We start from the raw sequence: 26,139 nt of genomic DNA, 5'->3' as shown, positions 1-26,139 counted from the left end.
CAGTATCTGAAAGATAATCGCTGTCATCCAGATATTTTAAAAACGTCATTTCATAAACTTACTTGCGCTGCTCGCTATTGTGCTGCAGCGTATATCAGGTTATTTCAATATAGTGCCTGACTTAGCTGATGTTTTATGATGGTTTGTTTTAAATCGAATGCTGAGAGTGCGCACAAGTTCAGAATGAGCAGCTTAATTATTATCTATTCATCACTTAGTAACTTATTTGATCAGATAAAGCCTCTTGTCATCATTAGTAAATAATGCATAGGCTAATTGCGGATTGGTATAATACATGTAGGCATCAATATTATGCGGAGGCTGCCTTTTATTCTTAGTAAGCGTGCCAATATTTTCCCCGTCTATTTCAATGCTCGACTGGTGCCATTTCTTTTCAAGATACATGAACTCTTTTAATTTTAAAGTATCGGCTTTATATATAACGTCCGTGAAAAGATACCCATGGAAAAGCATCTCGTCAAAAGGAGCTGCATTTCCTCCGCCTCCTGAAAAGCGAACTTTCTCGAGCTTAAGCTTTTGGAAATAGCGATATCGTATATTGGGGGTTCTAATGATCTCTTTATTACCGCTAACTTTGGTATTAATGCGTTTAAACAGATTATTTAAAAGCAGTTGTTCTGTATAGGAATACGGAAAATCCTTACCTATATCCAATTTGGTAGAAAACCGGAAACATTTATCATTTATAAAATAAGTTAGGGTGGTATAAGTTTGCATAGATGGTACGGCCTGAATTTCACCATCGTTTGATGGTTTTTGAGGTTCAGGGCTATCAGTTCGATAGTCTACAAATACAGCCTTAGATTTTTTTACAATATCTGCAAATTGCTGCTTTTGCTTTTGCAAATCCCAATCAAGGTGTTCGTTTTGCAGGGTGATACTGTTGGCCTGCTTATTCCCGTCAAAACTCCATTTATAATACTGATGGTTCTTCTTATCGATAATATAACCTTTGACAAAGGCAATATCTGTCGGTCTGCAGTTGATCGTCAACGAGTCGATAACAACACCACTCTTGCTGATCTTGTAAAAAGAGTTTGCCGTTTTCTGTGGAATAGTATAGACGATTACCTCGTTATCCGGGGTCAAAAAGGATTGTATATCTTCTGTACTTTCCAACAATAGTGTCATAGATGCATTTTTGGCTTTGATCACATTCAAACTGTCAAGTGAGCTGTAACTCTCAAATTCCTTTGGAAGATCATCTGCCACGATTTGCTGTTTTACAAAAAATTGAAAACCAAGAAATATTAACAGGCCAATAATGGCGACTGTGCAAAATCCATATAACATCTTCATAAACCTTTCGTCTACGATCGAACATTAATAAATTACAGATAGATAAGTTCCTGGTGCTCCCTCTATCTTATCCTGCCCGACATTTGTTATAAATCCATGCCGGAAAAACAATAAATCCAACTATCGTAATAAATCTACCACGATAAACTTTTTAAAGCGCGTAATGTTTATATTATATCACAATATAGTGATATAATTATTAAATATTAATAGCCTTACGGAATGCACAACTTTACCATTCTTTTTAACGAAAAAACCTTTGGCCAAAGCAGATCAGCCTCAAAGCTCTTATGCCCTTTGCGCCATTCATCAATAGTGTACCTTATTTTTTGTTTAACCATGGCCTCCTGTGGAGGAAATACATCTGAAACATCAAAAAAACCGGAACAAAGAACAGATAGCTTAAAAGACTTTCAAAATAGCATAACATATTCCCGGCAAGGTGACAAAAGCATACACGGTACTAATAATGCTATAGAAGTAATGGCTGAGAAAGATATACTCTTGAACGGCAGATTGAAACGTTATTTCACTTTGAATGAGTTTAAGTCGGTACTGGGTGAGCCGGATAGTTCTAAGTTACTAAGCGACATTGAACCTTGCACAAATATTTTCCAGGGGGCCGATGGGTCTGTTGATCCTGAGGCAAAGTATTTATATAAAAACGGTTCAAGGTTTGAATGTTCACAAGATAAAATAGCTATCGACGAGATAAGATTTACAAACGGAGATTTTCTTGTTTTTCATCGATACAAACTCAATAAAAACACAACGCTGGCGGATCTGCGCAGAATATTTCCTAATGCTGTTAAAAATATCGGCACAATGAATGTTGCTGATGAAGGCACGCTTCAGGTTTTAAAATTAAGAGAAGATGATGACAACGTATCTGACGGTCACGTTAACCTTTTCATCAAAAACGGAAAGCTGTATTTTATACATTGGTGGTTTCCGTGTTAAAACAATTACTATTTAACTAATGACTTTATGATGAGTAGAATTTTTAGTGTTATAGTATATTTTGTTATGATTACAGCTATGGCCGATGCCAAATCATTTGAATTAATATCGGTTGATCAGAGTAAACCATTCAGTTTACGCATTTACTGCACTAACGAAGGGAAAGCAGCCCTTGCTCAATACAAAGGCAAGGCCGGGTATTTGGCTTTAAGGCTAAAAAAGTTCACAACCAGCGTTCTCAAAAACACTAAAAAGCAGCCAGAAGGTTATTATTATGAGTGGGATGAATTGGTGGAAGGAAAGGCTACAGGCAGCTACGGAGTAGTTGAACAATCAGGTAAGGTAACAGATGCCTGGTACATGCGTCACAAAGACGGCATGCGGTTCAAATTGGCAGGTGCGAGTAAAGAAGACTCTCGTGACGAAATACAAAAATACCTTCTCCATAATGTGCTCATTACTTTTGCCTGGACGAGTACAGATGATCAATTCATGTTTACCTATCCGGATGGCAAGATCATCACTCCTAACTTCCTTTCACTGGATGCGCCGGACGCAAGGAGATCATGTTATATCAAAGACTTTAATTTTGATGGTTATGATGACGTAGCCTTTTCGGTTCCGGATGCTGGAATGGGTGTTTATCAAACCTTCAATATCTGGCTGTATGATGTGGCAACCAAACATTTTATGCAATTAAAGGAAAGCCAGGATGCCCGTGCAAAATGTTCCTGCCTTTGCGATGTTACGCTGAACGCAAAAGAAAGGCTATTATACACCGCTTGCCGGGGAGGTGCGCGTTGGTGGCAGGATGTTTATCGCATAAGTAAAAACAATCAACTTATCTGGCTCCGCTCTACAGAAAAAAATAAGCCCTTATGAACAGACATTCAAAGCCCTTAGCCGTTTTATCGTTCATTTCAATAATGTGCTTATTTTCAATTGTTTCATGTGGAAAGCGTGAATACAAAGGCTACATTTATGACAAGGAAAGGCATATTCCATTAAAAGATGTTTCGGTAAAATATAATTACCAACAAGTTAAGTCTGACAAAAACGGATACTTTGTTATTGAAAATAATAACAGTAATGAGGTTTCTGATGCTATTACATTTTCAAAAAAAGGATATAAACCGGATACCGCAGAAACAATCATCATTCATTCGGGTGAAACTATGACCGAACGCTTCATAAACGGTCAGGATACTGTTTTTCTTTCACCCGTAACTGCAGTAATTGCACAAAAAAGAAATGACGATGACAGACCGAAGTCATTAGGCATCAAGTGGCCCATTATATCAACGGAACTTCAAAAATTCTATAAAAGAGATAAGGAAACTGGCAAATACACTTTAGTAATACCTAAAGGATATACCCTGAAAACTTATGCTGATACCGGCATTGCCTTTAAGGAAAGCCCTTTTGGGTATGAGATAAAGCCGGGCGACCGGTATTTGACAGCAGATCAGTTCCAACTTGCCGGAATGAATTGTAAGATCATCGTTTACAATGTAACAGGCGAAAACGATAGACCTATTTTGAATATTCAACTGAACAGTTACAATAAGCAAGGCCAATTACAAGATGTACTGCTTTTGGACAGTAGGTTCACTTTTGAAGTAGAGTACTATCGCGACTTTAGCATCGAAAAATCAGGAATTATCAAACTTAAATCAAATCAGATTGAACATTACACCTATAACGAACAGGGTGACATAACAGGATATATAAATGATCCGCAGGTGGAAAGTTCAGCGGCAACTTATCAATTACAAGCCGATGGAAAATTTCGGAAAATTAATCGTTTAAATAACTAAAACATTTTTTTCAAAAGCCGATACGTGACAACGTCACCTACAGTCAGTTTTATCGGGACAGGAAACAGACATCGCAGTCAGAACGAACATTAGCTATGTGGTATCTACCTGCTCATCGTGGTCTTATTAACTATCATGTTGACCGTCCTGGCGAGTTAATACATGGGAAGGATAGTGATAGTATTTCAAGCTGTAATAAAGCGAAAAAGAACAGGCTACACAGATTGTCGCTGCGTAACCTGTTCATATATATAAAATGTATTTGTAACTAACGCTCAATAATCATTTACCCACCATGCTTTGCATTTGCTGCGAGTATCGGTCACCCACAATTTTGATCGCACTTAAAGCATTTTCAATGTCTTGCAGGTCCTGTTCGGTTAATGCGAGATTGACAGCGCCTACGTTTTCTTCAAGACGGCTGATCTTAGTGGTACCGGGTATGGGCACGATCCATGGCTTTTGTGCCAATAACCAGGCAATGGCCACCTGTGCGTTGGTAACATTTTTTCTATTGGCAATGTCGGCCAATGCATCGATCAGTTTTTGATTGGCTTTGCGGCTTTCTTCACTGAAGCGCGGTACCAGTTTGCGTACATCGTTATCACTGAAGGTTGTTTCTGAATTGATGGCGCCGGTCAGAAAGCCTCTGCCCAAAGGGCTAAACGGAACGAAACCGATGCCTAATTCTTCCAGTACCGGAAATATCTCTTTCTCGGGCTCGCGCCACCATAAAGAGTACTCACTTTGCAGCGCAGCTACCGGTTGCACTGCATGTGCCTTTCGAATGCTGTCTGCACCGGCTTCAGACATGCCAAAATATTTGACCTTACCTTCAGCGATAAGGTCTTTTACCGTACCAGCCACATCTTCCATCGGCACATTAGGGTCAACACGGTGCTGGTAAAGCAGATCGATACGGTCGGTAGCTAAACGTTTCAAGGCCGCTTCCGTGTGGGCACGGATATTTTCGGGGCGGCTGTCTGTACCTTGCGCAGTAGTGGCATTTTTAAAACCAAATTTCGTGGCGATCACCACTTCATTACGAAATGGGACCAGAGCTTCGCCCAGCAGTTCTTCGTTGGTATAAGGTCCATAAGCCTCGGCACTGTCAAAAAAGTTTACGCCGAGTTCAACCGCCCTGCGGATCAATTTAATCGCTGCTGATCTTTCAGTGGCTGGTCCGTAACCAAAGCTAAGCCCCATACAGCCCTGGCCCAGCGCTGAAACCTTTAATCCACTTGTTCCTAACTTTCTCTTTTGCATAGTATATGATGTTATTTGATATTCAATGGTACAAATATCCTGCTGTTTTCCGCACACAACTTATACAGAACACGGGTAACAATAACTTTTTTTCACAGGTAGATTGCTTTGCGCCCGGTAAAAGCTAAATTTAGATCAATAAAAGACATAGCCATAATTGCAGCTGTATCAATACAGCAACTTTTGTAAAGTTACAACACTGCAAACGTAGCCTGGGTTGGGTCACTTAGATGTGACAACCTCATGTTTGACATTATAAGATCTTTTAGTTATTTTGTACATAGTTACATCAACCATCTTATTTTATGTTTCTGCATAGTGATTTAACGGACTTTGATGCAGATATCAAAGCAATTAGTCAAATACAGGCAATACCGTCCATTTTAGAAATGATCTGCCGCACGACCGGAATGGGTTTTGCAGCTGTTGCACGTGTAACAGAAGACCGCTGGATTACTTGCGCTGTACTGGACAAGATCAATTTTGGTTTAGTACCGGGTAGTGAACTGGAAATACGAACGACTATTTGTAACGAGATTAGGCAGCATCAACAACCTGTTATTATTGAGTACGTTAGTGCAGACGAGGTTTACGCTAATCATCACACTCCTGCCAAATATGGTTTTGAGAGTTATATCTCCGTTCCGGTCAAACTTAAAAATGGTACATTTTTCGGTACCTTATGTGCAATTGACCCTGAACCTGCGCCTGTAAACACTTCAGAGGTCAGGCAGATGTTTAGTTTGTTTGCAGAACTTATTGCGACGCAATTAGATGCTGCAGATCGCTTAAAACTTACGCAAGATAAACTGAACGAAGAGTTGAGAATTGCAGAATTACGGGAGCAATTTATTGCTATTCTGGGCCACGATCTTAGGAACCCAATTGGCGCAATATCGACTGTTGCACAGGCTTTACTACGGATGCCCTTAGACGAAAAAACCAAAAGGCTTGCGAACATACTAAAGGATTCTTCTTATCGTATGAAAATACTGGTGAGTAATTTGATGGATTTTGCCAGCGGGCGGTTAGGCGGAGGTTTGACGCTGAATATCAAGACTGACGAACCGATAGCAAATATCATAGCCCATGTGATAGAAGAACTTCGTTTGGTCTGGCCAAATCATTTAATTGAATATCATAATCAATTTGATACCGCACTAAAAGCGGATGGACAACGAATTGCACAACTACTTTCTAATTTACTAAGTAATGCACTAACTCATGGAAGTAAAAGTACGCCTGTTATTGTAAAAACGGCAGAGCGAAACGGTTCATTTGAATTATGCGTTATCAATGCCGGGTTAAAAATCCCGGAAGCTGTCAGGGAACGGTTATTTCAACCCTTTTCAAGGGGCGAAATTGAACCAAAGCAGCAAGGTCTTGGTTTAGGCCTGTACATAGCCGCTGAGATTGCAAAAGCTCATGCAGGTACGATAAGTGTTCAATCTAATGATGAAGCGACCTGTTTTACTTTTGCCATGCAGTTGCATAATTGATCAGCTGCTCCAGGTGCGTATTTAATTTACGCAACTCGTCATTTTTGGTCTTGCCATGCCTTTGGCTTCACTCCAGTCTGACGCTGCTACCTGTCTCTTCAAGGCAACTTCTTAGCGACTTTTGTTTACGACTATTCGAATGTAAATATTGATAGTCAGTTATTTAAGCGTTTTTTGCGTAGTGCGAAATGAATACCGAACGTGTTACTTGTCCTCATTTTTTTCCAGAATTTTAGATTAATAAAAAATTGTTTTGAACTGATAAAGCCCAAAAGCTCACCTCGAAGGAAAAAAGAGTGGTCTAAATGTGTCTTTTTTAGTCTAATTTTAAATGATGCAAATAACTGTACATCAAGTTATTATACCCTTTCTGGTGAGTAAATCTATAAATTGATTTTTACTCACCTCATAGCTCACATAAAGTATGGAATAGTATGTACTGAGAAGGATTTGAATAAAACAAAAAACCCTGTATATGAGACATATACAGGGTTTTGATACTTGTTGGTATCGCTTTTTGTCGGGATGGCAGGATTCGAACCTGCGGCCTCCACATCCCAAATGTGGCGCGATACCGGGCTACGCTACATCCCGTTTGGTCTTGTTTGGGATTGCAAAAGTAGCGTTTTTGTATACACCTGCAAACTTTTTTTTAAAAGAATAAGGTAATATTGCCTAACAAATTCATTTGCAAAGCATTAATTTTTATTGAATGTATATTTAAAGATTACAAGCGTGCTTTAACAACAAAGTATAAGGATTTAATTTTCGGGATATGTAGCTTTAATATCGGCTACAGATGCTCTTATCATTTGTCTGAGCACTTGTTGATTTATATCGCTCAAGTGCTTTATATAAATACAAGCCACTGCCGCCCTGTATTTACCAAGGTTTTTAAGTAATACTTCTTTATCCTTAAAATTTCGTGAAAGGTATAAGGAAAATTCTTTCGCCCGTGGTGAGAAACCTGTTAACGGTGCCTCACCTTCATGTCCGCTTGCATATTTGTAATGGTAGCTGCCAAACCCTATAATTGAAGGCCCCCACATCCTGGGTTTAAACCCTGTTTCTTCTTGCATTAAATCTACAAGTGCAAGCGCGTCAGAGCGTTTGTTTTTGTCTTCAATGTTGTTTAAGAAATCGCTTACATTTTCAGCGGTTTGGGTGGTTTTAATTTTTGCCATAGCAACTGTCAAAACAATTTATAACTAATTTAATTATTATGGAGAATTTATACTTAAAGTAACTTGAAAAATATTTCCCGTATCGCTATCATAGGCGGAGGGCCAAGTGCTCTTTTTATGTTTAAACGTTTTGTAGATACCGGCAACAAGAACGTTTCAATACAAATTTTCGAAAAGAACAACCAGGTTGGTGCCGGCATGCCCTATTCTACGGATGGTGCAAATGACGAGCATGTTACTAACGTATCAAGCAATGAGATACCTTTGCTTGTTACCACAATAGTAGATTGGATTAAAACGGTACATAAAGATACCCTTGATAAGTATCACATCGATAAGAATGATTTTAATGAATACAAGGTACTGCCAAGGCTGCTTTTCGGCCAGTACCTGTCACATCAATTCAAACTGCTGCAAGCGCAAGCTTCGGCCGCCGGCATGCAATTTAATGTGAATTACAACAGCGAAGTAACAGACATTATTGATGTACAGGATCAGCAGTTGGTGACTGTTGAGGTAAACGGTACAGAAAGATATAATTTTGATGCAATAATTATTTGTAGCGGGCATAACTGGCCTAAAGCCAATGAGGGCAAAATAAAAGGATTTTTTGATTCGCCCTACCCTCCTTCTAAGCTGGCATTTGAATGTAACACACCTGTAGCCATCAAAGGATCGTCGCTTACGGCCATTGATGCTTTACGTACCTTATCACGCTATAACGGAGATTATACTAAAGACGAGAACGGTATTTTAACTTATCATCTAAAGGATACAAGTACCGGTTTTAAGCTGATCATGCACTCGCGTAACGGACTATTACCTGCAGTAAGGTTTCATCTTGAAGACCCACATCTATCCAAGAACGAAACTCTTACACCAGATGAAATACAACAGCATCGGGAACAGAACGATGGTTTTTTATCACTGGATTATGTATTTGACCGAGATTTTAAAGCGGCCTTTAAACTCAAACGCCCTGAGTTTTATGAAAAAATAAAACTACTAAGTATAGAACAGTTTGTAGACAGTATGATGCAGCTTAGGGAAAGTATTGACCCCTTTGATCTTCTGAAAATGGAGTATGACGAGGCGGCACAATCTATCGAACAGCGCAGATCTGTTTACTGGAAGGAAATGTTGGCCATATTAAGTTTTGCTATGAATTATCCTGCTAAATATCTTTCTGCCGAAGATATGATGCGACTGCAAAAAACACTTATGCCGCTCATATCAGTAGTTATAGCATTCGTACCTCAAAGTTCTGTCGAAGAAATGCTTGCACTGCATAAAGCCGGTTTGCTTGAATTGATTACTGTAGATGATGATAGTTATGTAGAACCAGTAAACACCGGCGGCGCTATTTATCACTATATAGATGAAAACAAAAAACAGCAAACGATCTATTATAATACATATGTAGATTGCGTTGGGCAACCGCATTTAAATTATGAAGATTTCCCCTATGAAGGGCTTATAAACAAACATACTATTACACCCGCCCGTTTAAAATTTAGAAATGCTGATACGGGTTTAGCGGCCATGAACAGCGGAAACAACAAAGTGGAAACCGATGGCAAAGGAAACTATTATCTTAACGTACCGGGTGTTGTTATAAACGATAATTTTCAAACTGTTGATGAATATGGCGCATATAACGAAAGGGTTTATATAATGGCTGTACCGTATATTGGTGGTTATAATCCTGATTATTCTGGATTGGATTTTTGTGAAGCGGCGTCAAAAAAGATCATTGAAAGTATTATTAAAGATGAACCAGCAATCAGCAACTGAACCTAAATTATATATGTTGCTTTTAGGCTCAAAAGCACCTAACCGAAATGTAGAACAGCATGATTACTTTTTTGGTATTGCCGGATCATTAAAAGAACTTGTCCCGGAAATAAAAGCCTTTTGGCCTGAAGCGGGCACAAGCCTTCATATCGACGGATGGCGGGAGATCAATAATGTAGACGGATACAGTATAAAGGTGGTACCGAAAGATGAAAAGACAGATGAAGCTGGTCCAAAGCTTTTTTTCATTAACTTAGGTGGCTATCAGCCTGATAAGCTGGAAGAACAACATTATATCATGCTAACTGTTCAACCCGACCGTATCTCGGCAGTACAAGATGCAAAAAAGACAATCTTTTTTAAAAACAGCACCATCAAAACTGTAAAAGGCGCCAACTCACATATTGATGAAAAATATGGTATAGATGTAGATGAAATTTATCGGGTAGAAGAAATACTTGCCAGGCATCATAAGGCTAAATACCATATACAAGTGATCCCGGGTGCAGATAAGCTTCAGGACGAAATTCATTTAGGTTATTTTAAGCTTGATAAGATCTGACAATTAATAAAGCTCGCGCTTCATGTTTTGATAAAACATTTATACGCTATAACGTTTATCAAACTAATCAATATCACACAAATGAATTATCAAAGCCAATTAGAGCAGGTAAAGCAGCATGTTTTGATTTATTTTAAAACGCACTCTGATCAAAGATTTGTTTATCATAATCAGCAGCATACAGAAGATGTTGTAAACTGTTGTGCTCAAATTGCCAACCATTATCAGCTCAATAATACTGATTATTTTACTGTAATGGCTGCTGCCTGGTTTCATGATACCGGCTATTTGAAAAGCCTTTCAGCACATGAGCAGCATAGCGCCGAGCTGGCTCAGGAATATCTGAAATCCATACAAATAGATATAAATATTATTGATCAGGTTACTAAGTGTATAATGGCTACACAAATGCCTCAAAATCCATCAGGATTGTTAGAACAGATCATATGCGATGCCGACCTTTTTCATTTGGGAATACCTGATTTTATTAAGAAAACCAAAGCTATGCATAAAGAGGTTGAAGGCATTACAGGTAAAGATATCAGCAATCATCAGTGGAGGGTAAAAACCATTCAGTTAATGGAGCAGCATCACTATTATACCGATTATTGCCGTTTACTACTGGATAACGAAAAGCAAAAAAACCTGCTCTACCTTATAAAAAAAGAAACCGACTGGCAATTAAAAAACCCCAAAAAGGCAAAGGAAGAGGCTAAAGAAGCACCATTGCTGAATAGTAAAGGTACCGAAGCTTCAGGCATGAAAAAGAAAGAACGGCCGGACAAAGGCATAGAAACCATGTTCAGGGTTAGCTCAACCAACCATCAGCGTTTAAGTGATCTGGCAGATAATAAAGCCAATATCATGATAACTGTAAACTCAATTATTCTGTCAGCCATCATTAGTTTATTATTAAGAAGGCTGGAGGATTATCCTTACTTTGTTATACCTACCCTGATCATTATTATAATAAGCCTGGCCGCCATGGTATTTGCAATTTTAGCTACCCGTCCATCTATCCCAGACGGTACATATACGCAAAGAGATGTTGACGAAAAGAAGGTGAATCTGTTGTTTTTTGGTAACTTTTACAGCATGAGCCTTGATAATTACAAAGCAGGTATGATGAAAGTGATGGAAGACCGTGAATTTTTATACGGTAGTTTAATAACCGATATTTATTCGCAAGGTGTTGTTTTAGGGAAAAAATACCGTTTACTGCGTTACTCTTACAATATTTTCATGTTTGGTTTGATTATATCTGTTTTCGCTTTTTTGATCACATCCATACTCAACATCAAACATTAACAATTATAAGCAGGTTATATAATTGTTCACTTAATCAAACCGATGTCTGCTTTGTTAAAATTAAACGTATTTACTTTATTTCTGTTCTTATTAATTACGGCTTGCACACAATCACAAAAAAACACGCCTTTCAAAAGCCCTGCGGGATATGACCTTACCAAGCCACAGCGCTTTAGAATGCATGAGGACTTGCTCGAAATATCCGGAATTGCATTTAACAATGGTCAACCCGATACGGTGTATGGTATTGAGGATGAAGACGGAAGGGTATATTATTCGCGCCTTGGAGACAACGAAGTAAAATACACGCATTTTGCCAAGCAAGGCGATTATGAAGATATTACATTGTTAAATAATCGTATATATGCTTTGAAAAGTAACGGTACAATATTTAGCTTTAGTTTAAATGAAGTAAACCGGGACAAACCTGATAATGTTACAGAGAGTAAGCACATTTTACCTAAAGCAGAATATGAAGGCATGTACGCCGACAATCAATCGGGTAAAATTTATGTGCTTTGTAAAAACTGTGGTGGCAAAAACAAACAAGAACTGATTGGTGGCTATATTTTACAAACCGTTGCAGACAGCCTTAAACAAACCGGCAGCTTTACTATCAACGCTAAAACCCCGCTTACTGGTACAGATAAAAAGTCAGATACTTTCCGGCCATCCGGATTGGCCAAGAACCCGGTTGATAAACAATGGTATATTATTTCGGCAAGTAATAATATGTTGGTTATAACCGATGAAAAATGGAATGTTAAAGATACTTATAAACTTAAAGGTGCCAGATTTTTGCAACCTGAGGGAATAGCTTTTGACAAGGATGGAAACATGTACATTTCTAACGAAGGGGATGAATTAAGCAACGCAAATATTTTGAAGTTTGTTTATAACAAAGCATCGGTAAATAATGGCAGATAAATTGCAAATAATTCTTAAATGCAAACAAGTTTATTCCAGCTCAACACAAGTAATTTTTCGCCATCGTTCATAAAGCAAGAGTTGTCTTTCGGGCCGTTCTTTAAAATGATACTCAAAAAACAACATGCAGAAGTTGGTATAAAAGCTAAACTTTATCAACATATCCTGGATAAATTTTGGGGAGATAAAAAAACTCAAGATACAATAAAAGTTACTGATGCTGAACAATATGCAGAATTATTAGAGGTTATTTATGCTACCCTCTCTCCTGCAATTTTAGATAACAGGCCTTTTTTCTGGGCGCTAAGTACGCCCATACCCTATGATGTAATATACAGCACAGATCCGTTTTATGAGTTTGTACAGCAAAAAAAATCGACCAACGCTGAAGATACTGAAAATGAAAAAGAACAATTGCTCAGAAAATACTACGGTTATGCATATAGGCTAATACTTAAAAAGCTTTATAATTTACCCGGCGTGTTAGATAATGAGATATTTCATGCTCATACTGATCCTCAGCATCAAATAACCCGTTATTACCAGATCAATGTTGATACAACCTTTATAGATGTAGAAGTTGAGGGCGATCTGCCAAAACTCAGTTCGGACTTTATAGACGTTTACCTGCAAGAACATAACGGAATTGATACCCTTGCCTCTATCCTACCTCTAAATAAATTCAAATTAAAAGGCTTTTCGGTAATTACATTAACAGATGCCACGATGCGTTACGCCATTGACGGATTAAAGAACATCCTGATAGAAGAAAATGCGGATGAGGTAATTGCGTTTACGGAGTCCTTCAAACTCCTGAAAGAAATTGTTGGCACTAATGATATTGAATTTGGCGTACTTCCATTTTTCAGGATCAATAATAATCCCAAAGCATTTGATTTAGGCCTGTATAGCCAAAGCATTGTTATGCAAACAGCTAAAAATAATCCGGATCCTGAAAGCGTTTATAATTCTATTCTGACTCGTATCAGCCACCTGAAAAAAACTTTTTATGCACCAGTTGATGTTTCTGAGGATAACGAGGCCTTTTTAAATGCTTTATCACTCAGCAACACTAAATCATTTGCTGCAATTCCTTTATTTTATAACTCACAAATAGTTGGTGTATTAGAGGTTTTCTCTTATAAGAGAAATGTGTTAACTAAAAATTTGCTATTAAAATTAGAGAATGCGTTGCCGTTGTTGGCCCAAATGGTAAAAAATAGTATTGACAACTACAACATTTCGATTGACCAGATAGTACTTGAAAATTTTACAGCATTGCAGGCACCAGTATCATGGAAGTTTTACGAGGCCGGATTTAATTATTTAATCGCTGAAAAGGCTAACAATCACCGCCGTATGGAAACGGTGTGTTTTAAAGATGTTTACCCTTTGTTTGGGGCAATTGATATCAGAAACTCCACCGTTGCCCGTAATATTGCTGTGCAACAGGATTTCCAGTTTATCCTCAAATACTTAAAAACTACACTTGAAACCCTTAATGTTAATTATAGCTCTGTGCGTTTTAAACAAATTCAATCAAAATTAAGTGTTTTTTTAAAGCAAACCAGCCAAACATTAAGTACAACCGATGAGATTAAAATCACACGTTTTCTGAAAAAAAATATGCTTCCCTTTCTCAGGGCCGTACGTACTTCAAGTAAACAGGTTAAAAAGAGCATCGCTTTAATAAATGCCGATTGTGATGGCCCCGGCTATCGTAACAGACAAAAGCTGGAAACATCAATGCAAACCATTAACATCGCCATCAGCAATTATCTTGAGAACTCAAAACACCAGTTGCAAAAAATTTATCCTGCCTATTTTGATAAATTCCGTTCGGATGGTATAGAATACAACATTTACATAGGTCAATCTATTGCACCGAAATTGCCATTCAATACAGGTATGCTTGGCAAAGTGAAATTATGGCAGCTTAAAACTATGGCAGATATAGCCCGCCTTAACCAGCGTTTAAGGGCAAAATTACCGATAGACTTGCAAACAACTCAGCTTATATTTATCAATAACAACACCATTGATATCACATTTCGGAATGATGAACGGCGTTTTGACGTAGAAGGGGCTTACAACATCAGGTATGAGGTAATAAAAAAACGGATTGACAAGGTTTTGGTAAAAAACACTAACCATCGTTTAACACAACCCGGTAAAATAGCCATGGTTTATTTTTCGTCTGAGGATGTACAAGAGTACGAGAGTTATATTAAACAGTTGCAGCAGCAAAATCTTTTGAATAATGATCTTGAATATCTTGAACTTGAAGACCTGCAGGGATTAAAAGGCCTTAAAGCAATCAGAGTAGGCGTTAATTGTGACTCTTAATCATTGGTTACAAAAGCCTTGTCATATACCTTGTTATGGCGGTACATCAGCTTTTGTAATTTCCAGGTAAGAAAGGCGCTGCCGGTTCCCACAATTATCCCTCCTAATACATCACCAGGATAGTGCGCGCCCCTATACATTCTTGAATAAGCTGTAGCGGCGGCAAATGTGTAACTGGGTGCTATTACATACCATTTAGGAAAAGATAAACTAAGTGAAGTAGCGGTTGCAAAAGCGGTAGAAGTATGACCTGAAGGAAATGAGTAACCTGAGGTATGGCCTTGTAAAAATATAATATCCTTATTTGCTAAAAATGGTCGCTGGCGTTGTATAGTATTTTTTATGCCACTGGTTATTAAACCATTGGCTAATAACGCCACCCCGGTATTAATAGCATTACGTTTAAGTTGCTCATCCTTATTTATCAAACTAACGCCCAGCATTACAAAAGGCGTGGCTACAGAAACCGGTATGGCATTGTTTGTAATGAATCCCCATGTTTTACTCTCGCCCGAGTTCGGATTGATCTTAGCTAATAATTTAGTATCAAAATTTTGGGCAATGGTTTGCGATACTGAAAAGATCAGCACCGTTAAAAACAGTTTAAATTTCATTAAAGAAATAGCAAAGGGTAATAACTACTTTTTTTACCTGGAATAAACGTAAAAGCTGATAACTTATTGCTAAGCTATTATTCTTAATTTATAAGAAATTTAATTTCAACAATAAATTAGGGTTTGAACGCATCATAACTTATTCTACAGATTTTTAATTGCAAACATTAACAAAACATTGCTATATTTTTGCAAAACATAACCTGGCTTTTTTTGATGAAATATATAACCCTTACCCTATGTATATATCTGTTATTTACCGGTCAGCAAAGTTTTGCACAAAAAAGTATTAATGATAGCGTAACTGTTGCAGTTGCACCCGAGTATGATAAAGTAAGCAAATTACATCGTATACTGCTTGGTGAAAATTATCGTAAGCTTTGGGCTGTACCGGTAAAGCTAAAGGTGTTTCACTTAAGTAAGGAGAAAGGCGGCTTAACCATAGAACAGCAAGGCGGTGGTATGCAAACAAAGTCGTTAAGGCTTAAAGATAAACAAGGGCATGAATGGGTGCTGAGAACCGTACAAAAATTTGCTGAAAGAGTATTACCTCCCAATTTGCGGCATTCAGTTGCAAGAGATATTTTACAGGACCAGGTTTCTACGGCTAATCCTTTTGCTGCTTTAACTGTACCGCCTTTAGCTGATGCGTTAGACATTAAACATGCCAACCCGCAGATTGTATATGTGCCTGATGACCCGGCGCTTGGAAAATATCGTAAAGATTTTGCCAATAAAGTATTTCTTTTTGAGGAGCGTGAACCGCTTGAATCTGAGGATACTGATAACACCAAAAAAGTGCAAAAGGAATTAAAAGACGACAACGATACCAGGTACAACGCAAAACTTGTTTTAAGAGCTCGTTTGCTGGATATGATATTGGGCGACTGGGACAGGCACGACGACCAATGGCGATGGGACAAGGACACAGCAGGAAAGGGCAAATTGTATACACCCATACCGAGGGATCGTGACCAGGTTTATTATAAAACATCAGGCGTATTCCCGTGGATAGTATCACACCAGTGGTTAAAATCAAAATTTCAGCCTTATCATGATAAGATAAGGGACATCAAATCATGGAACCTGAACGGGCAGTACTTTGACCGCTACTTTTTAGTTCCATTAGGTGAGAACGACTGGAAAGAACAACTAAGCTATGTTAAGGCGCACCTTACTGATGCTGTTATAGAAAACGCTTTTGAAAGGCTGCCTCCTGAAATTTATAAACTATCAGCCCCGCAACTCATCAGCACCATGAAAGCCCGTCGGGACAACATGATGCAACAGGGTATTGAGTATTACAGGTTTCTTTCGCAGATAGTTGAGATACCCATGTCTGATAAAAAAGAGCATTTTTCTATCAATGAAGCATCCGGCGGTACACTTGAGTTAACTGTATATAAGATAAACAGAGACAACGAGTTAGCAAAGGTTATCTATCAGCGTGTATTTGATCCGCAGGTTACCAAAGAAGTCAGGCTTTATGGCTTTGATGGCAAGGATGTATTTAAAGTCACGGGCGCGGGCCATTCGCCAATAAAAGTACGCATGATAGGCGGCTCGGATACGGATACATTTATTGTAAGTGACAGCGTAAATAACAAGGGCAAATTATTCATTTACGACCGATCGGACAAAAAAAACATTCTGCCTTCCAGGTCAAGTGCAACCCTGAGGTTATCTAAAGATACAAGCGTAAATAAGTACGAAAAAGACAGCTATCAGTTTGATCGTTTTGAACCAATAATACTTGCTCAGTACAACAATGATTATGGTATTTCGATTGTTGGCGGTTTTGCCATAACAAAACATGGTTTCAGAAAAGAGCCGTATGCCTCTCGTAATGAATTTTTAGTTGATTATTCATTGGCACGCCATTCATTCGAAATAAGTTATAAGGGTGTTTTTACAAAAGCTATTGGCAATAATAACTTAATTATCAACGCTAAATCGCGCGGGCCAAATAGTGTAAACAATTTTTTTGGTGTTGGCAATGAAACTCCTTTCCTTAGAAACCAGTACCGAGACCCTGATGAAGAAGACGATGATGATGACAACGTAAAATCAATGGAATATTATCGTAATAGGTATGATCTGATAAACGCCGATATCAGGTTATCACACAGGTATGGTAAGTTTACTGTAAACGGTGGTTTAACGGGGCAGTTTTATACCAGTTCTGCAGATAATAATAAATTTAAGTTTTTAGGTACTTACAACGTGCAAAACCCCTCTCAAAAGGTGTTTTCAAATCAGTTTTCGACCGGTATTGTAGCGGGTACCGAATTCGATACACGCAACAGCGAACGGCCTACCAGGGGCATTTACTGGACAACTAATTTCATTGGCTTGCAAAACCTTAATGAAGGCCACAGGCGCTTTGGACAGTTTTTTACCGAATTTAACTTTTACTTGAATCCCGGAGGCGACTCTACGCTTATTATTGCCAACCGTACAGGCCTTGGCACTACCATAGGCAATGCAGATTATTACCAGCAATTAAAACTTGGGGGTATACAAACCCTACGGGGTTATCATACCTGGCGCTTTACCGGTAAAACCATGCTTTATAATGGGCTTGAATTTCGTTTAAAAGTACTGGACTTTAACTCTTACTTATTTCCTGGATCGATAGGCATAACGGGCTTTAATGATGTTGGCCGTGTATGGGTGCCAGATGAGTCGTCATCCAAATGGCACGATGGTTATGGTGGTGGTATTTATATCAACCCGGCCGAGCTCATCTCTATCCAATTTTCTCAAGGCTTTTCTACAGAGGGTTCTATTCATTACTTTTCATTAAACTACAGGTTTTAGAACAACCCTGCATTTAACAAATAAGCAATGGTTCAATACAAAATAAACCCTGAATAGCAAAAGTGTACTAAAAAGCAATTTTAGTGGACTGATGGTAAGTATGTTGCAGATAGTTTTGGCCAATTATAAACCAAATTATATCTCATAATGAAAAAAACTTATCAACTGATTGCCGGCGGCATTATGCTGTTGGCTTTAGGCTTTGGCTGTGCTAAAGACACAAACAAAGTGGAAAAGACTGATGCCGTTGACAGCAAAACAACAGCACGTGCCGCTTTACCACAAAGTGCTTTTAACTTATGGAAAACATGTAATGGAAGCCCATACAATATCTCGGGTACAAACGGGATATGTATACCGGTAGGTAATTGCAGTACTGACATTGATGCAGCCCAACAAAAAACAGGGCAGAATGCAACAGGTATGCAGTTTAATGGTTGTTTTAAGGGCGGCAGTAATGCAAACAGCGGAGCAAGTGAGGAAGCGGTATTTGTTTGCGATAACGTAAGCCAATGGAACGGTAACGAAATGGGATTCGTTAAAACTCTTGAAAACAATGATTTAAAAGCCTATTTGCAAGGCGGCGGCCAGTACATCACGGCGCTTATCTCACACAATGACAATGGGTATCATACCTTTAAATGCCAGGCCCGCTCTGATAATACACACATGGTAGATTTTTATGTTGATGGCGCTTACAAATGTACCCTTACCAATAACAGCGGCAGTTACTTTAATAAATACTACTACTTTGTTGGTACCAATCACTGGTATGGAGGTTCAACCCCAACCGGCCAGCAAATAGAAATGTATAACATGACTACTTTTTAAATAAATCTGCATGAATAAGTACTGACGGGCCGTAGGGGCCTGTCAGTATTTTAAAATCAACCCTCCAAAAATACGGTAACCGTTAAGGCTAACATTGTTTAGCTGTGTTTTTTGTGAAGGCCCCGTTATCAGAAAAAGTTCATCAGTGCCATTGCCTGTTTTCGCATAATATTGCTCTGCCCCTATCATAAAAGACAATTGATGGTTAAATATATAGCTGCATGATAAACCTGCCGTTAACCAATAACCATTGGCAGTATGCCGGTAGCTTACCGGATGTTGAAACGTTTGTATAAAATTCCAGTTGGCTTTGGCTGAATATACCGACTGCTGATAATTAATAATGCCGTTGAATTGTATTTTATCATACAAAGCATAGGTAGCTAAAACTTTAATAAAAGGCCCCTTCCAGCGGGTTTCATAAGTGCTGTTCAGATCAGGGGAATTTCCGGTTCTGTCAAGTATATGCAGCGATTGTGTGTTTTCGGAATAACCTATATAAGGGCATAAGGTTAAAGGGCCTTTATTAACCAGACAATAGCCCGCGCCGGCCAACCAATGCCGGGCAAACCCCAAGTTTCCGTTAAATAAATCATGATAAATCTGGTTGGTACGGTTGTCGCCATTGTAATCATCATCTGTAACCGTACCTGCTTTTATAAAAACACGCGAATAGCCTGCAATGGCATACACGCGTTTCCAGAGCCGCCAATTCAATGAACCGTTGATCACAGATCCGGCCACATTTTTCCACCGCAATTCAGATAATATATTGGGCTTTTCACCATTGATGTTTCCAGCTATTGACCATTTTAGGTTTAACTGCTCATAACCACCTGAAGCAGTTATTTGCAGCCTGGAAGAATCTGTTTGCGCATATACAAGTCCTGTATATCTCAGCAGCAAAAAACAGATGGTAAAAAGCTTTTTCATCTACAATCAGTAGCGCTATGAAACCTTTACACCTGGTAACCTGTTTTGTGCCCTGTACTCATTGGGCGAGCAGTTGTATATCCTTTTAAACTCTCTGAAAAAATAGGTTTTATTGTTAAACCCTGTCCGGTAAAATATCTCTGAAACGGTAAGGTCTGATCCGGTTAATAACCCTGCTGCCTTTTGTATGCGAATGCTGCGTATCAGCTCTGTAGGTGTCATATCAGATAGTGTCTTTATCTTTCGATAAAGCTGAATTTTGCTAAGGTTAAGGGCATCTTCCAGGAAAGCGCCATCCAGATCGGCATCTATGTTGTCTTCAATCACCCTTGTAACCTTTTCAATAAAACGTTTGTCGGTATCGCTTATATCGCGATTATCCAGCTGTGCGGCAAGGCTACCGCTGATAAACATTCTATGCAGCCTGTCACGATATTCAAGCAGCTTTTGCACCCTTACCAGCAGGTACTCTGTTTGAAATGGCTTAGGTATGTAGGCATCAGCCCCGCAACTGTATCCTTCTGTCATTTGCTGTATAGCCGTACGGGCAGATAGCAGTATAAATGGAATATGGCAGGTTTCTGATGTATTTTTTATCAGATCACAAAGCTGAAGGCCATTCATATCCGGCATCATGATATCACTTATGATCAGATCCGGGGTGGATCGGTGTATCACTTCCAGCGCTTGCTTACCTGTAGAAGCTTCATAGATAATGTAATTTTCTCCCAGGATATCTTTAAGTAAATACCTTATCAACTGCTCATCATCAACAATCAGTATAGCTTTCTTTTCATCTTGTTCAAAGCTTTTTACCAGGGATTTTTTATTGTTATCAGCCACAGAGCTGCCTGCTACCACTTTAGCACCCTTAATAAGCGAACTGAATATGTATGAGGCGCCTTCAGTCCTGTCAACATCCGTAATTTGCTCATGAGGGGCCGGAACATAGTTTAAAGGCAGCATTACCTTAAAGGCTATCCAGTTATTTTCGCAATTTGCAGTGATACTTCCACCAAGTAGCTGCATTAACTGCCTGGTAAAGGCCAGGCCAATACCCGAGCTTATTTTAGTTTGCTGAGTGCCATCGGCAACAAAAAATCTGTCGAACAGCCGGCTCACTTCCGTCTCGCTTAAATTGCAGCCCGAGTTGGCTACTATAATTTTAAGCTGGCCGGTTTCTTTACAGGTATCTGCCGAAAAAATAATGTACTCATTTTTACCGCAATGCTTAAAAGCGTTAGACAGTAAATTATATACTATTTTTTCAAGCTTATCTTTATCCATCCACATTTGTATACCGGGCTCGATATGCAATGAAAAATCAAGCTCTTTCTGATCTCTGAGTACATTAAACAGATCCGCACGCTTTGCCAAAAGCTCAGAAACATTAAAGTAACTGTAATGATTATTTAGCTGACCCGATTCTGCTTTCCTGAACTCTAAAAGCTGGTGAACAAGATAATGAAGCCGGGATGCTTCCTGGCTCACAATCGACAAAAAATCAACACCGTTATCCTGTTGCCGGTTACCTTTAGATTTGAAAAAATAACGCTCGAGCGACCCTAATATCAGGGTTAATGGTGTTTGCAGTTCATGAGCAATGTTCGTGAAAAAATTTATCTGTTCCTGATGAAGGTGTTCATCCTTTTCGCGCAGCATGTGTTCCATTTTTAACTCATGCTCCATCAAAAATTTGTTCTTGCGATACCTGATGAGCAAGTAAGTGCAAATTATAGCTATAGCTGCATACACTATGAAGGCAAATGGAGTTAACCACCAGTACTGTTTAACTTTTACTGTAAAAGCAGTTACGCCCGGGGTCCAGACACCCTCTCCGTTAGACCATTTTATTTTTAGTGTATAATTTCCCGGCGGCAGGTTATTGTAAATTATTTTCTCGTTACGGGCAATATAGTGCCAGTCTTTGTCGCTGCCTTCCAAGAAATAGGCATACCTGCATTTTTGCGAATTAGTATAGGTTATAGGCTGCAGATTAAGCTCAAAATAGTTTTCCTGGGGCTGTAAAACGTAATGACGGCTTAAAACTGCCCCATTACGGGTTAAAACCTTCAGGCCGCGTTCGGGCTGATCCTTACCTGCGAATTGCATATCAGATATCAGCAGATGAGGTTGTTCATTACTTACATGGATATCTTCTGGCAGGAAGTAGTTAAAGCCGTAAATACCGCCAAAATACATAAGGCCGGCATCATCCTTCCAAACAGCATTGTCGCTAAATTCATCGCTTTGTAACCCGTCCGACTCTTTATAATGAACTATTTTTGAACTTTTAGGATTGATCTTCGCTAAACCTTTATTAGTACTTATCCAGATGTTACCGGCATTATCCTCGCTGATAGCATGTATGGTATTATTGGGTAAACCATTATCGGCATGTAACTTATTAAAAACCGGTTTTTCGCTTTTAATAGCATCTGCCTCGTTTATCCAGTTAAGGCCGAAACTCGTACCAACCCATAACCGTTTGGCCTTATCAACATATAACGACAATACATCATTGTTTGAAATGCTGCCATTGTAGGAAAAAGCTTTCAGGGTACTGAATTTTCCAGTGCTTTTGTTAAATAAGCTCAGGCCACCATATCTGCATCCTATCCAAAGGTGTTTATTGCTTCCTTGTGCAAGCGTATAAATTACATCATTACCGGGCCCATTAGAATTGCCGGTTGCACGATATTGTTGTAAATAGGCTATCTCTACGCCGCTGTTTGCATTTCTTTGCAGCTTTAGATGTACCAGCCCGCTCTCATTAAGACCAAGCCAAACAGACCCATCAGTATCATATAAAACACAATGCACAGAACCAAATGCAGGATATTTGTTGCTATTGCCGATACTTTGCCATTTGACAAAGTTTTTTGTATACAGATCATATAACGTTATTCCCGGCGCGTCCGAGCCGATGTAAACCAATCCATCCTTGCCCTTTTCTATAGCGTAAACGCAGTTATCCAGCAGATCTACATTGGTATGAAATGACCGTATAGCGGAGAAGGTAGGATTTTTACTACCCCAATTTTTTATGGTGGTTATGCCATTACCCTTTGTACCTATCCATAATTCGCCATCAATTTGGGCAAAGGCCCTTACAGGTATATGGAAAGATTGTCCGTTGGGCTGCTTTTGTACAATGCCAAAATAGTTTTCTTTTTTTGCGATCTTTAAAACACCGTTCCCATCTGTCCCTGCCCATAACAAACCTGTCGCGTCGTTTAAAATGGAGGTTACCCTTACATTTTGCAAAACCGGTATCTGAGTAGCTACATTGGTAACGGGCTTAAACTGCTCGTCATACTCGCCTATACCTTTTGATGCCCATGCAAATACATAATGCTGTTTAAAAAAACTCATAGAACGCACTTCATGTGGTAATTGCGCTACGAAACGGGCTTTATAACCCTGGTCTATGCGATATAACTGGCCGTTTTTTGTTGTATAAAATATTTGATGATTAGCCGTAAACACGTTGTCAACATCAGTAGCGGCTTGAAACTGCTTAACAGATTCAAAACCATAATCAGTAGATCTGAATGCTTCTAAAGTACCTTCATCTTTTAGCAGCCATAATACTCCCTTATCGTCAAACAACATCCTGAGAAGCATAAAATTGCTTAACCCCTTGATCTTAACTTTTGTAAAATTATCTGCGTCAGCATTATAGCTGTAAAGATCTGAACTGTTTTTACAAGCAGCATAAACTTTGCCTTCATTATTTATTGATACTGTAAACCCGCTGGAGTTTGCTTTTGATGGGTTATAAAAGTAATTCATAAAATCACCCGTATTTTTATCAAATTTTGACAGCCCTTCAACAGTGCCAATCCAGATGTTACGGCTTTTATCGCCAGTTATCTGATAAATAACATTGCTGGCTATGGTGTTTTTGTTGTTTCCCTTTTCATAATTAAATACATGAATGGTATTACCGTCAAAGTAATTCAAACCGTCCCAACTACCAAACCAGATGATATTATCAGAATCCTGGTAAATTGTATTTATGCAACTATTAGATAAACCCGTACTGTTATCTATTTGCTGAAGGGTGTACTGTGCCTTACAGGGCGTAATCTGCAAAGCCATTGTTAAACAAAATAAAAATGTGTATAAATATTTCATAAGCAAATATTTACAGTATAAACCTGCACCGAACAGCAGTTGCCGGGTAGTGATGAATGCAGAAAAGCGTTATAACTGGTTACTCAAATATAAAATAAGCAAAGTAAAAAGTAATTACTTCTGTAACTTTATAATCAATATCTTTTCCTGCTTCGGGTTAAGCGTGATTGTTGTAATATTTATCGCGCTATTTGTGGTTTTGACTGTAGATACGGGAACCGTTGAACGAGTTGCCGGATCAAATGAGCTAACAAGTATACCCCTTTTATATGCTACTGGCAGGACCACATTGCCCGCCTGCGGCCTCAAAGTGTTATTAAGCAAATAAACAAAGTATATATCACCACATTTTACAGCCTGTGCATGCAAATTACCTGCATTTATACTTACATGTTCAAATTTCCCCTTTCCTGCATCAAGCATCATATCACTGATATATCTTACACCTTTAAAATATGGGGCCATTTGCTCATCGTCAAATAACTCCCACCACCAGCTCATAGGCAATATAGGCGTAGGGCTGAACATACCGTACCACAAACCGCGTTTATAATCAAAATCAGCTTCTTTGGCATACTTAGGGTCTGCGTCTTCCCACCTGTAACCAAATTCGCCAACTACATAGGGCTTACCGTAAGTCTGGATATAATCCGGATAAATAGCCGGGATTTTTTCCGTATGCTTGTAAATATGCTTCTGGTTAAAATCAATATATGCTATTGAATTCATACCGGCAATGTCACGGTGCGATATACTGGTGGTAACCAAATGATGATAGGGGTCGATATCTTTCAGGTAACGGCTCATATCATCGTGCCATTGGGTAACATCCTTATGTGGGATGAGTATGCTGTCCTGCTGGGTAAAAACAGCGTTATCTACCTCGTTAAAAAACTCAATGGCGGCAATATTAGTGCTATATCCCCACCGCGCTATCACATATCTAAGTTTGTTCTTGCATTTTAACTTAGATGCTGGCAAACTAAAAAATTCAGTAGGTGTATTTGCGGGCCCGCCATTTACTTTATTATAGGGGCTGTTTTTCCAGCCACCGTCCTTCATCAGATGGCCATGCCAGTCTAAAGTTAACATAAAATACAGGCCGAGCGAATCTGTAAGTTTTACCAGTTCATCCATACGCTTAACAGCTCCCGGATTAAAATAATCATTTGTGTTTTGATAACGCTTGGTAGAGCGTACGTTTTTCCACTCTAATGGCAGGTTCCAGTAACACATCCACGTACGGAAAAAATTCGCTCCATTTTTTGATAAGGTTGGCAGCAGATAATCATACGTCCATTTATCATTTTCAAATGAGCGTGATTCCCATGCGACGTTTTCTCCTATACCCCTGAAAAGTTGACCATTATCGAATTTAAAGGTCCAAAGATCATTTTTATGCAGGAAGCCGCTTTTAGAAGATGGATGAGCCATAAATGCGGAACCGTTGCTTTCTGTTTCCTTTCCTTTTTGCTTCAGCAAAAAATGATAAGTATACTCGCCCGTTTCCTGTGCAGCAAAACGTGCTTTCCATACAGAATTGTTATTATTACCGCTTTCAAAGAAACAAGGCAGCACCAGCGGCTTACCTGACGGACTGGTTAATATCATATCCAGGCTGATCTCCTGCTGATCATAAGGGTTATCAAAAGGTACCGAAAGATTGATATCCCACTCGGCCTTTTCAAATTCCATTACTTTGCTATTGCGCAGCTTAAATTTAATATCGCCTTGTTGTGCGCAGGCTATACCTGCACACAACAGCGATAATACAACCAGGAAACCAATTTTATTAAACACGCTCTTCATTAATTTTTA

At 38.9% G+C, this 26,139-nt stretch carries 18 protein-coding genes and 1 tRNA gene; 11 read left to right on the top strand and 8 right to left on the bottom strand.

The features are described 5' to 3' along the window. Positions 1-222: 222 nt before the first annotated feature. Positions 223-1,233, bottom strand: coding sequence for a hypothetical protein (locus ACFQZX_RS08450; protein ID WP_377113752.1), 1,011 nt, complete (start codon positions 1,231-1,233; stop codon positions 223-225). Between the two features lie 402 nt (positions 1,234-1,635). On the opposite strand from ACFQZX_RS08450, the gene ACFQZX_RS08445 reads away from it, so the two are divergent. From ACFQZX_RS08445 to ACFQZX_RS08435, 3 genes are read left to right on the top strand one after another with little or no spacing between them, the layout of a single operon-like run. After that, positions 1,636-2,280, top strand: a complete 645-nt coding sequence (locus ACFQZX_RS08445; protein ID WP_377113750.1) for a hypothetical protein — start codon at positions 1,636-1,638, stop codon at positions 2,278-2,280. Positions 2,281-2,307: 27 nt separating this feature from the next. Then, complete coding sequence (locus tag ACFQZX_RS08440; RefSeq protein ID WP_377113748.1) at positions 2,308-3,162, top strand: XAC2610-related protein; 855 nt, start codon at positions 2,308-2,310, stop codon at positions 3,160-3,162. Then, on the top strand, positions 3,159-4,097 hold the full coding sequence (locus tag ACFQZX_RS08435) for a hypothetical protein (RefSeq protein ID WP_377113746.1): 939 nt from the start codon (positions 3,159-3,161) through the stop codon (positions 4,095-4,097). The genes ACFQZX_RS08440 and ACFQZX_RS08435 overlap by 4 nt, the downstream gene beginning before the upstream one ends. A gap of 282 nt (positions 4,098-4,379) precedes the next feature. Here ACFQZX_RS08435 and ACFQZX_RS08430 read toward each other — a convergent pair whose 3' ends face one another. Beyond that, entirely contained in the window at positions 4,380-5,363 is a 984-nt protein-coding gene (locus tag ACFQZX_RS08430) for an aldo/keto reductase (protein WP_377113744.1), read from the bottom strand. 305 nt (positions 5,364-5,668) lie between these two features. Here ACFQZX_RS08430 and ACFQZX_RS08425 point away from each other — a divergent pair, with 305 nt between their 5' ends. Continuing rightward, positions 5,669-6,862: a GAF domain-containing sensor histidine kinase gene (locus tag ACFQZX_RS08425; protein ID WP_377113742.1), complete on the top strand. Its 1,194-nt coding sequence runs from the start codon at positions 5,669-5,671 to the stop codon at positions 6,860-6,862. A gap of 520 nt (positions 6,863-7,382) precedes the next feature. On the opposite strand, the gene ACFQZX_RS08420 is transcribed toward ACFQZX_RS08425, so the two are convergent. Both ACFQZX_RS08420 and ACFQZX_RS08415 read right to left on the bottom strand, forming a co-directional pair. Then, a tRNA-Pro gene (locus ACFQZX_RS08420) sits at positions 7,383-7,456 on the bottom strand. 167 nt (positions 7,457-7,623) lie between these two features. Then, entirely contained in the window at positions 7,624-8,046 is a 423-nt protein-coding gene (locus tag ACFQZX_RS08415) for a DUF1801 domain-containing protein (RefSeq protein WP_377113740.1), read from the bottom strand. Between the two features lie 63 nt (positions 8,047-8,109). Here ACFQZX_RS08415 and ACFQZX_RS08410 point away from each other — a divergent pair, with 63 nt between their 5' ends. From ACFQZX_RS08410 to ACFQZX_RS08390, 5 genes are all read left to right on the top strand, one after another. Then, positions 8,110-9,840 carry an FAD/NAD(P)-binding protein gene (locus tag ACFQZX_RS08410; RefSeq protein ID WP_377113738.1) on the top strand — a complete coding sequence of 577 codons (1,731 nt, stop codon included), beginning with the start codon at positions 8,110-8,112 and terminating at the stop codon, positions 9,838-9,840. Beyond that, positions 9,818-10,402 carry a DUF1543 domain-containing protein gene (locus ACFQZX_RS08405; RefSeq protein ID WP_377113736.1) on the top strand — a complete coding sequence of 195 codons (585 nt, stop codon included), beginning with the start codon at positions 9,818-9,820 and terminating at the stop codon, positions 10,400-10,402. The genes ACFQZX_RS08410 and ACFQZX_RS08405 overlap by 23 nt, the downstream gene beginning before the upstream one ends. Positions 10,403-10,483: 81 nt before the next feature. Continuing rightward, positions 10,484-11,710, top strand: a complete 1,227-nt coding sequence (locus ACFQZX_RS08400; RefSeq protein ID WP_377113734.1) for a Pycsar system effector family protein — start codon at positions 10,484-10,486, stop codon at positions 11,708-11,710. 42 nt (positions 11,711-11,752) lie between these two features. Next, the gene (locus ACFQZX_RS08395) at positions 11,753-12,637 is read left to right on the top strand and encodes an SdiA-regulated domain-containing protein (RefSeq protein ID WP_377113731.1); all 885 of its coding nucleotides are present in this window, start codon (positions 11,753-11,755) and stop codon (positions 12,635-12,637) included. Positions 12,638-12,742: 105 nt separating this feature from the next. Next, positions 12,743-14,983, top strand: coding sequence for a hypothetical protein (locus ACFQZX_RS08390; RefSeq protein ID WP_377113729.1), 2,241 nt, complete (start codon positions 12,743-12,745; stop codon positions 14,981-14,983). Here ACFQZX_RS08390 and ACFQZX_RS08385 read toward each other — a convergent pair. Further along, positions 14,980-15,597, bottom strand: a complete 618-nt coding sequence (locus ACFQZX_RS08385; RefSeq protein ID WP_377113726.1) for a phosphatase PAP2 family protein — start codon at positions 15,595-15,597, stop codon at positions 14,980-14,982. The genes ACFQZX_RS08390 and ACFQZX_RS08385 overlap by 4 nt on opposite strands. Positions 15,598-15,813: 216 nt before the next feature. Here ACFQZX_RS08385 and ACFQZX_RS08380 point away from each other — a divergent pair, with 216 nt between their 5' ends. Further along, positions 15,814-18,417 (top strand): hypothetical protein, encoded by a 2,604-nt coding sequence (locus ACFQZX_RS08380; protein WP_377113724.1) that lies wholly within the window; start codon positions 15,814-15,816, stop codon positions 18,415-18,417. Between the two features lie 147 nt (positions 18,418-18,564). Beyond that, positions 18,565-19,248 (top strand): hypothetical protein, encoded by a 684-nt coding sequence (locus ACFQZX_RS08375; RefSeq protein WP_377113721.1) that lies wholly within the window; start codon positions 18,565-18,567, stop codon positions 19,246-19,248. A gap of 42 nt (positions 19,249-19,290) precedes the next feature. Here the strand turns inward: ACFQZX_RS08375 and ACFQZX_RS08370 are convergent, their stop codons facing one another. The 3 genes from ACFQZX_RS08370 to ACFQZX_RS08360 form a co-directional block, all read right to left on the bottom strand. Further along, on the bottom strand, positions 19,291-20,181 hold the full coding sequence (locus tag ACFQZX_RS08370) for a hypothetical protein (protein ID WP_377113718.1): 891 nt from the start codon (positions 20,179-20,181) through the stop codon (positions 19,291-19,293). 15 nt (positions 20,182-20,196) lie between these two features. Beyond that, on the bottom strand, positions 20,197-24,285 hold the full coding sequence (locus ACFQZX_RS08365) for a hybrid sensor histidine kinase/response regulator transcription factor (protein ID WP_377113716.1): 4,089 nt from the start codon (positions 24,283-24,285) through the stop codon (positions 20,197-20,199). 150 nt (positions 24,286-24,435) lie between these two features. Beyond that, positions 24,436-26,130 carry a DUF5060 domain-containing protein gene (locus ACFQZX_RS08360; RefSeq protein ID WP_377113713.1) on the bottom strand — a complete coding sequence of 565 codons (1,695 nt, stop codon included), beginning with the start codon at positions 26,128-26,130 and terminating at the stop codon, positions 24,436-24,438. Between the last annotated feature and the right edge of the window lie 9 nt (positions 26,131-26,139).

Source organism: Mucilaginibacter litoreus, assembly GCF_042676805.1.
GTDB classification, from domain to species: domain Bacteria; phylum Bacteroidota; class Bacteroidia; order Sphingobacteriales; family Sphingobacteriaceae; genus Mucilaginibacter; species Mucilaginibacter litoreus.
The sequence above is the reverse complement of the archived record's forward strand: the minus strand, read 5'-3'. Positions and strand labels throughout refer to the sequence as shown.

Coding starts and splice junctions, on each gene's coding strand:
- ACFQZX_RS08400 (WP_377113734.1), top strand. CDS start 10,484: ATGAATTATCAAAGCCAATTAGAGCAGGTAAAGCAGCATGTTTTGATT.
- ACFQZX_RS08425 (WP_377113742.1), top strand. CDS start 5,669: ATGTTTCTGCATAGTGATTTAACGGACTTTGATGCAGATATCAAAGCA.
- ACFQZX_RS08370 (WP_377113718.1), bottom strand. CDS start 20,181: ATGAAAAAGCTTTTTACCATCTGTTTTTTGCTGCTGAGATATACAGGA.
- ACFQZX_RS08415 (WP_377113740.1), bottom strand. CDS start 8,046: ATGGCAAAAATTAAAACCACCCAAACCGCTGAAAATGTAAGCGATTTC.
- ACFQZX_RS08405 (WP_377113736.1), top strand. CDS start 9,818: ATGAACCAGCAATCAGCAACTGAACCTAAATTATATATGTTGCTTTTA.
- ACFQZX_RS08435 (WP_377113746.1), top strand. CDS start 3,159: ATGAACAGACATTCAAAGCCCTTAGCCGTTTTATCGTTCATTTCAATA.
- ACFQZX_RS08365 (WP_377113716.1), bottom strand. CDS start 24,285: ATGGCTTTGCAGATTACGCCCTGTAAGGCACAGTACACCCTTCAGCAA.
- ACFQZX_RS08430 (WP_377113744.1), bottom strand. CDS start 5,363: ATGCAAAAGAGAAAGTTAGGAACAAGTGGATTAAAGGTTTCAGCGCTG.
- ACFQZX_RS08375 (WP_377113721.1), top strand. CDS start 18,565: ATGAAAAAAACTTATCAACTGATTGCCGGCGGCATTATGCTGTTGGCT.
- ACFQZX_RS08395 (WP_377113731.1), top strand. CDS start 11,753: ATGTCTGCTTTGTTAAAATTAAACGTATTTACTTTATTTCTGTTCTTA.
- ACFQZX_RS08380 (WP_377113724.1), top strand. CDS start 15,814: ATGAAATATATAACCCTTACCCTATGTATATATCTGTTATTTACCGGT.
- ACFQZX_RS08440 (WP_377113748.1), top strand. CDS start 2,308: ATGATGAGTAGAATTTTTAGTGTTATAGTATATTTTGTTATGATTACA.
- ACFQZX_RS08390 (WP_377113729.1), top strand. CDS start 12,743: ATGATACTCAAAAAACAACATGCAGAAGTTGGTATAAAAGCTAAACTT.
- ACFQZX_RS08385 (WP_377113726.1), bottom strand. CDS start 15,597: ATGAAATTTAAACTGTTTTTAACGGTGCTGATCTTTTCAGTATCGCAA.
- ACFQZX_RS08360 (WP_377113713.1), bottom strand. CDS start 26,130: ATGAAGAGCGTGTTTAATAAAATTGGTTTCCTGGTTGTATTATCGCTG.